Annotated in this window: 14 protein-coding genes; 5 read left to right on the forward strand and 9 right to left on the reverse strand. The window is 40.3% G+C overall.

The annotated features are described in order from the left end of the window. Positions 1-65: 65 nt before the first annotated feature. The 3 genes from AC2YHV_RS07510 to AC2YHV_RS07520 form a co-directional block, all read right to left on the reverse strand. Complete coding sequence (locus AC2YHV_RS07510; RefSeq protein ID WP_487372932.1) at positions 66-1,736, reverse strand: sigma-54 interaction domain-containing protein; 1,671 nt, start codon at positions 1,734-1,736, stop codon at positions 66-68. 64 nt (positions 1,737-1,800) lie between these two features. Further along, positions 1,801-2,976 carry an acetyl-CoA C-acetyltransferase gene (locus AC2YHV_RS07515; protein WP_487372933.1) on the reverse strand — a complete coding sequence of 392 codons (1,176 nt, stop codon included), beginning with the start codon at positions 2,974-2,976 and terminating at the stop codon, positions 1,801-1,803. Then, on the reverse strand, positions 2,973-3,920 hold the full coding sequence (locus AC2YHV_RS07520) for a 3-hydroxyacyl-CoA dehydrogenase family protein (RefSeq protein ID WP_487372934.1): 948 nt from the start codon (positions 3,918-3,920) through the stop codon (positions 2,973-2,975). Before AC2YHV_RS07520 ends, AC2YHV_RS07515 begins: the two co-directional genes overlap by 4 nt. Before the next feature lie 247 nt (positions 3,921-4,167). Between AC2YHV_RS07520 and AC2YHV_RS07525 the strand changes: the two genes are divergently transcribed. Together AC2YHV_RS07525 and mleCBF are read left to right on the forward strand one after the other, a co-directional pair. Beyond that, the gene (locus AC2YHV_RS07525) at positions 4,168-4,944 is read left to right on the forward strand and encodes a 3-hydroxybutyrate dehydrogenase (RefSeq protein WP_487372935.1); all 777 of its coding nucleotides are present in this window, start codon (positions 4,168-4,170) and stop codon (positions 4,942-4,944) included. A gap of 289 nt (positions 4,945-5,233) precedes the next feature. Further along, positions 5,234-6,076: a CBF family alpha/beta fold macrolide esterase gene (gene mleCBF, locus AC2YHV_RS07530; protein ID WP_487372936.1), complete on the forward strand. Its 843-nt coding sequence runs from the start codon at positions 5,234-5,236 to the stop codon at positions 6,074-6,076. 61 nt (positions 6,077-6,137) lie between these two features. On the opposite strand, the gene AC2YHV_RS07535 is transcribed toward mleCBF, so the two are convergent. Continuing rightward, on the reverse strand, positions 6,138-6,320 hold the full coding sequence (locus AC2YHV_RS07535) for a YjcZ family sporulation protein (RefSeq protein WP_283929153.1): 183 nt from the start codon (positions 6,318-6,320) through the stop codon (positions 6,138-6,140). A gap of 569 nt (positions 6,321-6,889) precedes the next feature. Continuing rightward, complete coding sequence (locus AC2YHV_RS07540; RefSeq protein WP_487372937.1) at positions 6,890-7,030, reverse strand: DUF4083 family protein; 141 nt, start codon at positions 7,028-7,030, stop codon at positions 6,890-6,892. Between the two features lie 807 nt (positions 7,031-7,837). Here AC2YHV_RS07540 and AC2YHV_RS07545 point away from each other — a divergent pair. Both AC2YHV_RS07545 and AC2YHV_RS07550 read left to right on the forward strand, forming a co-directional pair. Further along, positions 7,838-8,602 carry a hypothetical protein gene (locus AC2YHV_RS07545; RefSeq protein ID WP_487372938.1) on the forward strand — a complete coding sequence of 255 codons (765 nt, stop codon included), beginning with the start codon at positions 7,838-7,840 and terminating at the stop codon, positions 8,600-8,602. A gap of 188 nt (positions 8,603-8,790) precedes the next feature. Then, positions 8,791-9,537, forward strand: a complete 747-nt coding sequence (locus AC2YHV_RS07550; RefSeq protein ID WP_487372939.1) for a hypothetical protein — start codon at positions 8,791-8,793, stop codon at positions 9,535-9,537. Positions 9,538-10,110: 573 nt separating this feature from the next. On the opposite strand, the gene AC2YHV_RS07555 is transcribed toward AC2YHV_RS07550, so the two are convergent. The 3 genes from AC2YHV_RS07555 to AC2YHV_RS07565 all read right to left on the reverse strand — a co-directional run bounded on the left by AC2YHV_RS07555 (position 10,111) and on the right by AC2YHV_RS07565 (position 12,146). Beyond that, positions 10,111-10,563: an SRPBCC family protein gene (locus AC2YHV_RS07555; RefSeq protein ID WP_336058219.1), complete on the reverse strand. Its 453-nt coding sequence runs from the start codon at positions 10,561-10,563 to the stop codon at positions 10,111-10,113. A 154-nt stretch (positions 10,564-10,717) separates the two neighbouring features. Further along, entirely contained in the window at positions 10,718-11,590 is an 873-nt protein-coding gene (locus tag AC2YHV_RS07560) for an AraC family transcriptional regulator (protein WP_487372940.1), read from the reverse strand. Between the two features lie 103 nt (positions 11,591-11,693). Then, positions 11,694-12,146 carry a GNAT family N-acetyltransferase gene (locus AC2YHV_RS07565; RefSeq protein ID WP_063575303.1) on the reverse strand — a complete coding sequence of 151 codons (453 nt, stop codon included), beginning with the start codon at positions 12,144-12,146 and terminating at the stop codon, positions 11,694-11,696. Between the two features lie 221 nt (positions 12,147-12,367). Here AC2YHV_RS07565 and AC2YHV_RS07570 point away from each other — a divergent pair, with 221 nt between their 5' ends. Further along, positions 12,368-12,547: a small acid-soluble spore protein H gene (locus AC2YHV_RS07570; protein WP_054399815.1), complete on the forward strand. Its 180-nt coding sequence runs from the start codon at positions 12,368-12,370 to the stop codon at positions 12,545-12,547. 206 nt (positions 12,548-12,753) lie between these two features. On the opposite strand, the gene AC2YHV_RS07575 is transcribed toward AC2YHV_RS07570, so the two are convergent. Further along, positions 12,754-13,266 carry a DUF3189 family protein gene (locus AC2YHV_RS07575; protein ID WP_063575302.1) on the reverse strand — a complete coding sequence of 171 codons (513 nt, stop codon included), beginning with the start codon at positions 13,264-13,266 and terminating at the stop codon, positions 12,754-12,756. Positions 13,267-13,357: the final 91 nt, after the last annotated feature.

Below are 13,357 nucleotides of genomic sequence, written 5' to 3' on the forward strand. Positions count from 1 at the left end.
CAAACTCGATTTATTTCGAATTTGCCTGCAGTCTGAACCCTTTGGCAAAAGGGCCCTTTCTTCAATCATAAACCATATTTATTCATTTTTTCATACAGTGTTGTTCGGCTCACTCCGAGTCTCTTTGCCGTTTCTGATTTATTGCCAGAAGTCATTTCCAAACAGGAAACGATCGCCGCCCGTTCGGTTTCATCCATTACTTCAGCCAAGGTGCGGATCGAGACGGCTTCTTTATGACCCGTTATTTCTTTAGGGAGATGCTTGGAACGTATCATTTCCCCTTCTTCAACTATATTCATTGCGCGTTCAATGATATTCTCCAACTCACGAATATTCCCCGGCCATTTATAAAGGCGAAGCAGGCGCAATGCTTGATCGCTCATCCCTCTTACGCGTTTCTTCATGAGATTCTGGTACTTTTCAACAAGATGATTTACCAGTATTTCAATGTCCTCCGGTCGCTCCCTTAAGGAAGGAACATGGATTTGCAGGACCTTCAATCGGTAATACATATCAAGCCGGAACTCCCCTTTCGAGACCATTTCCTCCAGATTACGGTTCGTTGCAGCGATTACCCGTACATCAATCGGAATACTTCCCGTCGAACCGACCCTCTCAATCTCTTTCTCTTGTAAAACACGGAGCAGCTTCACCTGCATATGCAGTGGCAGCTCACCGATTTCATCCAGAAAAATCGTACCACCTTCAGCCGCTTCGAACTTACCCGCTTTTCCGCCTTTTTTTGCACCAGTGAAGGATCCCTCTTCATAGCCAAATAGCTCTGACTCCAGCAGTTCCGCCGGGATGGCGGCACAGTTCACTTTGACAAACACACCCATGGCCCGTCTGCTGTCATTATGAATGGAATGGGCAAACAGCTCCTTACCTGTTCCGCTTTCACCCAAAATCAATACATTCGAGTCGCTTTTAGCGGCAATTTTGGCCTGACCTTTCACTTCCATGAAAGCTGGGCTTCTTCCCATCAAATGATCAAACGTATATGAGGCCTTATTTCTCTCGCGAAAATCGCCTTTGTACTTTTTCAGCTCTACTTCAAGAGAATTTATCCGCTTGGAAAGAGCGGTGAATTGCCCGACATTCTTAAAAAGAATCTTCCCGACCGCCCCTATTAACTTGCCTTGTTTCCTTATCGGGGAACGGGTCGCAATTATATAATTATCTTTAATTTTTTGTAATTCAGCGACCTCTTGCTTGCCAGTTTTGGCGACCACATGCATACGGGTGTTTTCAATGACCTCCGTTACATGTTTCCCTATGGAGCTTTCCTGATCGACCCCAAGAAAATCCGCATAAGCATGGCTCAGCATTTGGACATACCCTTCCGTATCGACCATCACCAAGCCGTCATAGGCAAATTCGATAATATCCTTAAACAGAAGTTCTTCATGATTATCGATATTAAGAAAATCACTTTTATTATTTGTAAATAACAGGAGATAAATCTGATACTCCTCATCCCCCATTTGAATGATGGCCTTTCTGACAATCCCATTATTCTCATTCAAACGGATCGGAGTATTTACAGCTGGTACAAGGTTTTTTTCTAAAATCAAATGTATTTGCCGATCAAATTGATTCCCAGCAAAAGCCTCGGATAATACGCGATTGCATAGAACGATTTCTTTTTCGTTTTTCGTTACCAAAACACCAAAAGGCAATTCTTCCAATATCGCATTCACTAATTCCAATTGAATCGTTTCAATATCGCTGGCCATTCCTCTTCTCCTTAACCCGTCTGAAGTTTCCTCCATTATATCATAGGAAAATGAGGCCAAGTCATTACCGTTCCACAATCAGCGCAGTTCCCTGTCCGCCGCCGATACATAAGGTGGCAAGGCCTGTTTTTGCATCCCGGCGCTTCATTTCATACAATAAAGTCACTAAGATGCGGGCACCGGAAGCACCTACCGGATGACCCAGGGCAATCGCCCCGCCATTCACATTCACTTTCTCCGGCTTCAGTTCAAGGTCCTTAAGCACGGCGAGTGACTGTGCCGCAAAGGCTTCATTCACTTCCAACAATTCAATATCATCTATTGTCAATCCCGCTTTTGCCAAAGCTTTCCTTGTCGCAGGAACCGGACCATATCCCATGATTTTCGGATCAAGCGCAGCGTTTGCATATGACTTGATTGTCGCTAATGCTTCCAGTCCCAGCTCGTCCGCTTTTTCTTTAGACATCAGGACTAACATCGCACCCCCATCATTGATTCCGGAGGCATTACCTGCCGTAACCGTTCCATTTTCCTTAAATGCAGGACGCAGCTTCGTTAGCTGGTCTATCGTCAGCCCATGACGCGGGTGTTCATCTTGTTCCACCAAAATCGTCTTTCCTCTGCGTTTATATTCAACAGGTGCGATTTCCTCTGCAAATCGTCCTTCAAGCTGCGCCTTTTCAGCCTTCAGTTGGCTATCTAAAGCAAATTCATCCTGCTTTTCACGACTGATTCCCCACTGCTCGGCGATATTCTCCGCAGTCACGCCCATATGATATTGATTAAATACATCCGTTAAGGCGTCATAAGTCATTGAATCGATCGCTTCGGCATTACCCATTTTCTGTCCAAAACGATAATTCGGAAGTAAATATGGAGCATTGCTCATGCTTTCAATCCCCCCGGCAAGAATCACATCCGCATCACCAAGGGCAATGAATTGCGCTCCCATTATGACCGTACGGAGGCCAGATCCGCAAAGTTTATTAATGGCCATGGCCGGCGTTGTTTCCGGAATCCCTGCATGAATCGCAACCTGACGTGCCACATTTTGCCCTAATCCAGCAGATAGAATATTCCCAACCAATACCTCATCGATCATGTCAGCCGAAATATTTGCCCGCTTAATCGCTTCCTTAGCTGCCACGACTCCCAAGTCAACCGCCGAAACATTGGCAAGACTGCCTCCAAACGCACCAACCGGTGTTCTTGCTGCCCCTACAATCACCACTTCTCTCATAATACTTCCTCCTTCTCCATTTTTAATTTTCCCAGTTTAATAAAATTACGGTCCCTCTCATTGATTTTTTGAGAAACGGTAGATTCTTCATACGTAAAAATGCCTTCTCCCGACTTCGTCCCAAGCTTTCCCTCAGCCACCAAATCACGAATCAATTCAGGAGCTTCCTTACTCTGGTCCAATACCGGTGAAACATTATCGAAAACACGCTGCCATGTATCAAGTCCGCCAAAATCGGCAATCTCGATCGGCCCGGTAAATGCCCAGCGAAAACCTGGTCCAGCCGTTATCGCCGTATCGATATCCTCGGCATCGGCAACGCCCTCTTTTAATAGATAAAAGGCTTCACGCATCAAGGCAGTCTGGAGACGATTGGCAATGAACCCTGCTATTTCTTTTTTCAAGAGAATCGGAGACTTGCCGATTTTACGCATTAAATCCATGGTTGTCTTGACGATTTCCGGCTTCGTTTCGTCATGCTGAACAATTTCAACCAATGGAACCAAATGGCCAGGATTAAAGAAATGCGTGATGACCATTCGCTCCGCAAACGAGGCCTTCTCCATCAATTGGGAAATCGGAAAGGTCGATGTATTTGAAGCAACAATTGCATCCGGTTTGATTATTTCCTCCAGTTGCTGATATAGATTTAATTTCAGCTCGATGACTTCCGGAATCGCCTCAATAATAAAATCAGCATCCCTTACTGCCCCTTCCAAGTCCACGCTGTATGTAATATTCGCTAAAGCACCTTGCTTTTCCCGATCAGTCAAAGCCCCTTCTTCCATGAGCAGTGATAGATTCTCAGAAATTCGATTTTGGGCATGGTATAGCAGCTCTTCCTTTATATCGTTAATGGTGACGAAATACCCGCTAACTGCAAAAGACTGAGCGATCCCACTACCCATTACACCTGAACCGATAATGGCTATTTTTTTAATCATCCAGCTTCCCCTTTCCGTTTCAATTACCTTTATTTACTCACCTTTTTATATATGCAATATCCATGCCAATGATAAGGGGAAATAAAATTCTTTTTTTATTTTGAAAATCATGATAGACTCTTACTCATTAACCTAAACCATATTTTTATACCCTTCCCTTTATATACTTACTCTACGGAATACTTCCCTGTTCACGACATAAAATGACAGACTTGGACCATTACATTTTTTATTGGAGGAATGTAATATGGTTAAAGATAAAGTGGCGATAATTACCGGATCTGCTAGAGGAATCGGCTTTGAGATTGGAAAGATATTTGCTGAAAATGGAGCAAAGGTCGTTTTGTCCGACCTTGATCAAAACACAGTTGAAAAAGCTGCTCTGGACCTAAGGAACAACGGCTTGGAGGTTATCGGCTTAAAAGCTGACGTAACAAGTGAAGAGGATATTATCCAACTAATCAAAAAAGCTAAAGACAAATATGGACGAATCGATATTTTCATCAATAACGCCGGCCTTCAGCATGTTGCACCAATTGAAGAGTTTCCAACTGAAAAATTCGAACTGATGATCAAAATCATGCTGACCGCGCCATTCATTTCAATTAAGAACGTTTTGCCAATCATGAAAGAACAAGGCTTCGGCAGAATCATCAACATCTCTTCCATTAACGGCCTGATTGGATTCGCCAACAAAGCCGCATACAATAGTGCCAAACACGGTGTAATCGGCTTGACGAAAGTCGCTGCCCTGGAAAGCGCCTCTTTTGGCATAACCGTCAATGCCCTTTGCCCAGGATACGTAGACACGCCTCTCGTCCGCGGTCAATTGGAGGACCTGGCAAAAACAAGACAGGTACCGTTAGAAAGCGTTTTGGAAGAGGTCATCTATCCACTTGTCCCACAAAACCGCTTACTCGATGTAAGTGAAATTGCCGACTACGCCATTTTCCTTGCAAGCGACAAAGCTCGGGGCATCACAGGCCAGGCAGTCGTATTAGATGGCGGATATACTGCTCAATAAAATGCATCTTAAAAACCCCGAATAAATGGCACCAAAAAGTGCTCTGTATTCGGGGTTTTCTGTATGGAAATGTGGGAAAATTTGGTGACGAAAAGATATCCCCCATGTTAAAGTAATATAGGGATACCTCCCATTTTACAACTATTAAAAGGAGGCCGCGTCATGATTATTAAGTGGGTTAGACTGCGATAATGAAAAGCGCAGGCCAATCATCATGCTCCGGAAAGTATATATTGATCTGCGCCATCGTAACGGCTATTGGATAATATTTAATACGGAGGTAAAAAACATGAGTGAACAGATACTGAAAATAAATAAAGTCGATATATGTACTGAAAGTTTTGGAAACCCTAAGGACCCTGCCGTGCTTTTGATCATGGGAGCGATGTCTTCATTAGATTGGTGGGATGATGATTTCTGTCTCCGCCTTGCCGATTCGGGGAGATTTGTGATTCGCTACGACCATCGGGATCTGGGACGGTCTACCGTTTATGAACCCGGTACCTCCAACTATACAATAACGGATTTGGCTGACGATGCCGCGGGTGTCCTGGACGCTTATTCCATAGAACGTGCTTCTATCGTTGGGATGTCCCTAGGCGGTATGATCGGACAGATTCTTGCCTTAAGATATCCGGAACGCGTAAATACGCTTACGCTAATTACTTCAAGCGTGTTCGGGACTGTAATGGAAAAACTGCCTCCAATGGACCAGAGCATATTGGATCATCATGCAAAAAGCGCTTCCATTGATTGGTCAAATCGGGAGACGGTCATCGCTTATCTTGCGGATGGATGGAAAACTTTAGCCGGTTCCAAACCCTATGAGCAGGAAAGAATGCATAAACTGGCAAAAAGAGAAGCAGACCGTGCCAAGCAGCTACCGAGCAGATTCAATCATGCCATGCTTGCTGGAGGAGACGAATATTTCGATCGAATGGGTGAGATTTCCATACCTGTCCTCATCATCCACGGCACAGAAGATCCAGCCTTGCCATACGAGCACGGACTTGCTCTTGCGAAAGCCATCCCTCAAGCTGAATTAGTGACTCTTGATGGATCAGGGCATGAAATTCATAGTGACGACTGGGATATGATTATCGAATCAGTCATAAAGCTTACTTCGCGATAATTAAAATAAGTTTGCATAAAGGAAGCCGACCAATAAAGGTCGGCTTTTCTTTATGCATTTGTTAGCAGAAACCGCCATATCCTTGAACGGGATAACAATCGTTTCCTCTATCGCCGCCGCCGAAACAAGCAGCTCCAACGATGATTAAGAGGATAAACAATACGACTATAAAAGCGAAACCGCCACCAAATCCACCAACATCGTTACCGCAACCGCAATTTGAATCATGACCACAATTTGACAATAGAAACATCTCCTTATTTGTTTTAGGAGGAAAAAATTAAATGGGTTAATTCAACTTATGTTCTAAATAGGATAATGACACAAAAATCACCAAAAACTTTTTTCAACCACCCGCACTACCTAAAATCAACAGTTTATCAGCGCCTATTTTCACTGTTTGGAAATTTCATACAGCTCCGCCTGACACCTTATTTACTCATTGAAATTAATGATTGTTTGCGACATCCAATTCCCACTAATTCAAGCTTATTGTACAATGAAGGTAAAAAGGTCCGAGGTATTCATGTTGAAAGGAAATTCTTATATTCTTGTTTTTTCCATGGCTGTTCTGTTGACAATCATACTTGTTTCAACTACACCGGAAAACCAATTATATCTTCGAAAATCGGAATATATCTGCGAAACTCCAGTTATATCTGCGAAAATCGGAATATATCTCCGAAATTCCAGTTATATCTGCGAAAATCGGAATATATCTGCGACAATAATAATTAAAATTCCACTCCAGATAGCCAGAAACGATTATGGAAAATTCAAAAACTAAAAAATGAAAAAAAGGATAAAAAGAAATTACTCTCTTTTATCCTTTTCAAGCAGCTCAATGACTCTATCAAGTTTTTGTTCTATACTATTGGATTTGTTTGACCTTGCAAGAAGAGAACGAACAATAAAGTAAACCGCAAAGATCATACCAAGCAACAAAATAAACATAATAAGTTAATATACTAAATCACCTATATTGATACCCAAAGAACCCCACTCCTTTCTTCTTTTCTTATATCTAATAAACAGGACATAGAGTCGACAAAAAACTATTACTATAGTTTTTTAGATATCACTTTTATTTCTTTATATATTTGTGTAAGTACTATTAGGATATGTATAGGGATACCGACTGCAAGTCCCACCAATGGCGAATAAGGCCCAGCGAAGGTAAAGAGCGATACAAGCATAATAGTTATATATATATTGATATAATTAACGCCGACATAAAGATTTCTCCTTTTTTGGATAATTATAGCATACACGCACAGTCCATAATACCTCGGCTGTCTTGCTTCCCTGGAACTTTAGTATTCAAAAGAAATAACAATATATAAAAGTAATAATTCCCCCTCTATAAACCTCATGAATTTAAAAACGAAATTTCAGACGCCTTAAAAAGAGCCTAGGACTTCTTTGTTCACTTTTTGTAAAAAGCGAGCAAAGAAGTCCTTTTTGGGTTTATCTATATTTTCGCTGGCATCACTTAGCTTTTTGCTTCCCTTTATATTCGTCCATTTCTTTACTCGCGTTCCATACTTCCTCTAATGCCAAATTATATAAGTGTAAGCCCGATAAATATTTACGACTTGTCCGCAAATATAAGCAACCTGTCCAAGCAATTACCTTATTTTATTAATACTATATTTTGTAACTACAACGAAAATGCTTTTGGCAGTGCTTTAGTACGGTTCGATACTACACTCCATTTCATTTTCGAAAAAAAAAATAGTTACAAGAAAGGATTGAGATTTTATGGGAAATTTCAGTAAACAAAATCCAATGCACAGCAACTGGGGCTCTGCCTGTTCCGACAGCGACTGGGGTATGGGCAATGATTCAAGATTTGGTCATGATTCCAAATTCAAAAAATCATGTAACGTTTGTAAGTCTCAAGACGCTTCTGCTTGCAATTGCAATTTTAGAGCTCCAGCTCGCCAACTCGCTGCACCATTAAACAGCGACTGTGTCCTAGTTAATTCAGTTGTAGGCTCAAAAGCGGTACAAAAGGTTGCAGAAACAACACTTCCTTTTACCGCGTTTGCTCCTGTTATACCAGCTGGATCCACAATTAGAACAGTATCTGTTGTACCGAATCTAGCTGGTATTACCCGTAACACGACAATTATTAGGGACAAAGTTGTTAACATCGGGCTTATTCCTGTAACTGTTACGGTAACGTTTACGGCACCAGGAACAACCACTCCTGTTTTAACAGCCACACTTGCAACTAGTTTACCATTCCAGGAGCATACAGATTTTCCAGGTGCCTGCCCTGAGGATATGATAGTAGAACCCCCATTAACAATAGAAGGGATCTTTGCTCAACCAGGCGTTCCAGTCATCGGCCCTACAGGACTTGTTACTGCCAATGCTATTTTAGTCAAGATTGTACTACGCACTACAATTACAGTGACTCGACAAGTTATTGTAGATCCACAAGGTGGTATTTGCGACGTAAATGAACGTCGTTGTGAAACTACAACTACTCCAACAACTAATACTCTTCCTGCTCCGTAAATGACGGTGTTGATTAGTTTTTAATCTTGACTAGCAAAGCCCTCTCTAAATAGAGAAGGCTTTGCCTTTATTCATATTTTAAAAGATAGAAAGGAGTGACATTTCCATGTCTTATTACGAGGATTGTTGTAAGCAGAAACACTACGATAATGAGCAACACGATCATTGTTGGAAGCAGGAGAAATACTGTGATAATGAGCATCACGATCATTGTTGGAAGCAGGAGAAATGCTGCGACAATGAGCATCACGATCATTGTTGGAAGCAGGAGCAATGCTGCGACAATGAGCATCACGATCATTGTTGGAAGCAGGAAAAATGCTGCGACAATGAGCATCACGATCATTGTTGGAAGCAGGAAAAATGCTGCAATAATGAGAAGCACGATTGCTGTAAGAAGAAAAAACGCTGTGATGATGAGCATTGCGATTGTAAGAAGAAAAAACGCTGCGATGATGAGCATTGCGATTGTAAAAAGAAAAAACGCTGCGATGATGAGCATTGCGATTGTAAGAAGAAAAAACGCTGCGATAATGAGCATTGCGATTGTAAGAAGAAAAAACGCTGTGATAATGAGCATTGCGATTGTAAGAAGAAAAAACGCTGCGATAATGAGCATTGCGATTGTAAGAAGAAAAAACGCTACGATAATGAGCATTGCGATTGTAAGAAGAAAAAGCGCTGCGATAATGAGCATCATGATTGTAAGAAGAAAAAGCGCTGCGATAATGAGCATCATGATTGTAAGAAGAAAAAACGCTGCGATAATGAGCATTACGATCATTGTTGTAAGCAGAATAAATGCCATGTTGACTTTGGGTGTCATATGTCATGGAATTGGTAGTTTGTTAAATGAAAAGTACTTTGATACCTTAATTATCAAAGTACTTTTTTTGTTCCCAAAAGATGAGTCATGTCAACCTCACATGTTTTGAGTACTCATTCGGTTGCCCTTTATCACATTTCCGAAACAAATACATACCCATCGTCAGTCTCATTTTGCGCCACTTTGGAAAATATGATTTATGATTCGCTTGCTGCTTAACTATCCTGTCCGTTCATCTTCAAGAGAATCGACTAAATCCTTTAAAAGATTTATTTTTGAAAAAAAGTAATAATTTTACACATTAACTCTGGAACATTTGTTCTGTTTATGTTATTCTTATAAAAACAAAAGAAAAGATCTAATCGCAGCAAACGATTTGATCCGTAATTATAATTAACGGTCGGTTGTATCCGCGGGCCTAACACGGTTGTACCGCTGAGCCGAGCCATTCGCTAATCTTTAGGGTGCCGGTTATAAAGACAGCTCCGAACTTCAGCTAAGCACCCATTAGTTCTATAAAGCATTTATAACACTTGTCCATCTTCATCGTTAGGAAACTTTTTAGGGATAAATTTCATTATCCATCATCTCCTTCATTCTTTAGTTATTCTTGGTACTAGGGGAACATAAAAAGGCTGCCGCAGCAACCCATGATAGCAGAGTATAGTCTTAAACAAGGTTATTACCTATTCTCGGCAATCTTTTTCAGTGCCTTTGCACGAGAAACGATAAATGCCCTCATATACTTCTCTAAAAACAACTTATCAGCTAATACTCCAATTGGACCGAACGGTGACTTATATTGAAATGTATCCATCATAATAGTTCCGCCTGGTTCTTCTTTAAAATGATGTGTGTGTACGAAGGAATGGAAGGCACCCTTCACCATAATATCTACAAACTTATTTGGTTTTTCCATTAATGTCACTTTGGCTTCCAGCCTTTGTTTAATACCAAAGTGTATGGCTTCCCAAGTAACAGCATCTCCCTCCTCTAATAACCCTTCTGTCACACCATCAACAGCCATTTCCTTTGTGTTCGCTGTCGTTTTGGTATGGATATCCACACTCCTCGCTAGGTCAAAACATAATTCAACTGGGGCTTTAATAAATTGTTGATACTCAATAACAGGCATTTTCCAATCTCCTTATATTAGCACTTTCTATCCACCATTATAGCTCGTTAAAGCAAATTATACCCAGCTCTTATTCCCTTATCCTTCTCTGTTTGCTCCATAAGAAAAAGCTGCCAGAAGACAGCTTTTCCGATAAATTCTTCGCCTGGTAAACTTACTTTTTCATAACGGGGATCCATATTTCACTTCTAAATGTTGGTGAGGTTATGTCTTTATTTTCATTCCAAAGGATTTCCGGCCCTTCTCTTTGTTCATAGTTAGAGGATGGAAACCATTCGGAATAAATGCGTCCCCAAATATTTTGCAGTGTTTCAGGAAAGGGGCCGACTGCTTCGAATACCGCCCATGTAGACGCATCAACATTCAGCTGTGTTAAGTTATCTGGACATTCCCTCGTTGTTGCTGCGCCGATATAATGATCAAGCTCCCCTTTTTCCTCCAACCGGCCTTCGGAAAAGTTCGCGGATGCACTAAGCAGCCCTAATGGCTCGACATTCGATAGGTTTTTAAGTTCATTTATCGTTTTCTCGTCTATACTTTTCCACATAGATGCAATCTCTGGATTGACCCCGTTAAAAATGATTGGAACCCTTTTTTTAATTCCAATTATGTGAAATGCCTCTTTTTCTTCAATTCGATAGTTCATTTCACTGCCTCCTTTAATGGATAATTGGAAGGACATCGGTGGATAGGCTTTAAGTGAATGGCCATTACTTCTCGCTTCTGATGGCGTGATACCATGCAAATGCTGAAACGCCCTTGCAAACGAGTCTGGTGAACTGTACCCGTACTTTATCGCAATATCAATGACCTTTATGTTGCTATTTTTAAGCTCAAACGCTGCAAGTGTAAGTCGTCTTCGGCGGATATACTCGGATAGTGAAATACCGGCAAGGAAGGAAAACATCCTTTTAAAATGATATTCCGAGCAATAAGCGAGCCTTGCGACTTCTTTAAAGTCAATTTCGTTCGTAAGATTTTCTTCAATGAATTTAATGGCACCATTCATATTTTTGAGCGAATCCATTCAATGACCTCCCTTATATCAACAGAATAGCAGGAGTTGAAATGAAACATCCGACATTATGTGCACGATTATGCAGGGTCTAATCCCTTTGTGTTAAAAGTACTTATTGTTGAAATGGGGTTTTACCGACTTTTTGCATAAATAGCTCTGGTTTATCAATCTGATTAAAACCAAATTTTTCATATAATGAATGTGCATCATTCGTTGCTAACATAAACCTGCGAACCTTTTTTAGTTCGGAATGGTCGGTGATAACGTCCATTAACCATTTTGATAATCCTAATTTACGATAGTCAGGTAATATAAACACATCGCAAAGATACGCATGGGTTGCTAAATCGGTTATTACCCTTGCAAATCCAACTTGATCACAATCTTCATTTCCTATTTCACCCTTATAAACCCCAAAACATAAGGTCGTATTTTCAATTGACTTTATTACTGTTTCCTTAGTTATCCCCTTTGACCAGTAAGCTTCATGATTCAAAAAATCATGTATTACATCTACATCTAAATACTTTTTATTAGTAGAAATCGAAAATCCTTCATTATTCATTTTACATCCCCCTATACTTTTTTAATTTTCTGTAATTATATCAACTGATTTTATCTTGAACTATCGTGCGTTATCGAAATATTTAAAAACTGCCATACAAATAACTCACCCACCAGTTCGTTAAGTAAGGGATTCTTGGAAGAATTTTAATTACAACTAGTATATCTAAGTAAATCGGAACAAATATTAAACATGTTGCAAATTCAAAGGAGGTGGCTAAAATGAACGCACAACGAGCAGAAGAAATTGCTTCTTCACCAAATATGGTTACTGTAACCTATAATGAGGAAAGTATCTACATTGAGCACGTGGATGAACAAAATGGAACAGCTACAATCCATCCCCTTGATGATCCAAATAAAAAACAAAGTGTTTCTGTTACCAGCCTGCAAGAACAGTAATTTCCTCGATTCATTAATAAACCTCCACTTCCGGGTGGTGGTTTATTGTTCGATTAAGTGCAAGCATCACCTCTTGTATAGCATGTATCCATCCAGAAGCGTAACAAAAAAAAGCCAACATCAATTGTTGACTTGTATCCCTATACAGTTGAAAGCCTGCACTTTCAAAAACGATTTTTGATGGGCTAAGTAAATTTTTAATAGGATTACTTATATTTTTCATTTTCTATTATAATCACTTTTTCCCCATTCGCTGCTTTTCCTATTTGTTTCGTGTTTTCAACCAAGCGAAAAATATTATCACAGCATTGTTTGGTGCCTATAATTAATAATGGCACACCTATGAAATCAATTTTTAATGCTCTTGATAAAAATCCCCCTATAGACATGGCAATAGGGACAGTAGGGGATGTATTGGAGAATACTATTTTTTCGTTAAAGTGAAATTTCTCCTCCAGTAGTAAAGTCAATTCTTTTAATGCCGGTACAACGAGTTTCTCTCTTTTATGTCCCATTGTATAAACGGAATTGCCATCTTCATCGATCCCGCGAAAAATCAGCTTTCCAAATTCCTTTTTCGTTAATTTATTAAAATATTTCACATTTAATATTTCTTCGGAAGTTAGTTTTCTTTCCGATTGAGGTAATTGTTTTAAATGATAGGCGGCAGCCAAAGACGTGGTATGTGTACCCCCATAATCATTATAGATATACATCATGAAATCATCCCTAATAGTTTTTTAATACTATTATGGTCATATACTCCATTTCCAATTCAGGTACCTTTGTGCTGTCCGATTAGTATAGTCC

Source organism: Peribacillus sp. SRI_006 (genome assembly GCF_057586375.1).

What these genes read in the sequence shown, in the direction of transcription:
- AC2YHV_RS07510 (WP_487372932.1), bottom strand. Translation starts at nt 1,736, where the DNA reads ATGGCCAGCGATATTGAAACGATTCAATTGGAATTAGTGAATGCGATA.
- AC2YHV_RS07515 (WP_487372933.1), bottom strand. Translation starts at nt 2,976, where the DNA reads ATGAGAGAAGTGGTGATTGTAGGGGCAGCAAGAACACCGGTTGGTGCG.
- AC2YHV_RS07520 (WP_487372934.1), bottom strand. Translation starts at nt 3,920, where the DNA reads ATGATTAAAAAAATAGCCATTATCGGTTCAGGTGTAATGGGTAGTGGG.
- AC2YHV_RS07525 (WP_487372935.1), top strand. Translation starts at nt 4,168, where the DNA reads ATGGTTAAAGATAAAGTGGCGATAATTACCGGATCTGCTAGAGGAATC.
- mleCBF (WP_487372936.1), top strand. Translation starts at nt 5,234, where the DNA reads ATGAGTGAACAGATACTGAAAATAAATAAAGTCGATATATGTACTGAA.
- AC2YHV_RS07540 (WP_487372937.1), bottom strand. Translation starts at nt 7,030, where the DNA reads ATGTTTATTTTGTTGCTTGGTATGATCTTTGCGGTTTACTTTATTGTT.
- AC2YHV_RS07545 (WP_487372938.1), top strand. Translation starts at nt 7,838, where the DNA reads ATGGGAAATTTCAGTAAACAAAATCCAATGCACAGCAACTGGGGCTCT.
- AC2YHV_RS07555 (WP_336058219.1), bottom strand. Translation starts at nt 10,563, where the DNA reads ATGCCTGTTATTGAGTATCAACAATTTATTAAAGCCCCAGTTGAATTA.
- AC2YHV_RS07560 (WP_487372940.1), bottom strand. Translation starts at nt 11,590, where the DNA reads ATGGATTCGCTCAAAAATATGAATGGTGCCATTAAATTCATTGAAGAA.
- AC2YHV_RS07565 (WP_063575303.1), bottom strand. Translation starts at nt 12,146, where the DNA reads ATGAATAATGAAGGATTTTCGATTTCTACTAATAAAAAGTATTTAGAT.
- AC2YHV_RS07570 (WP_054399815.1), top strand. Translation starts at nt 12,368, where the DNA reads ATGAACGCACAACGAGCAGAAGAAATTGCTTCTTCACCAAATATGGTT.
- AC2YHV_RS07575 (WP_063575302.1), bottom strand. Translation starts at nt 13,266, where the DNA reads ATGATGTATATCTATAATGATTATGGGGGTACACATACCACGTCTTTG.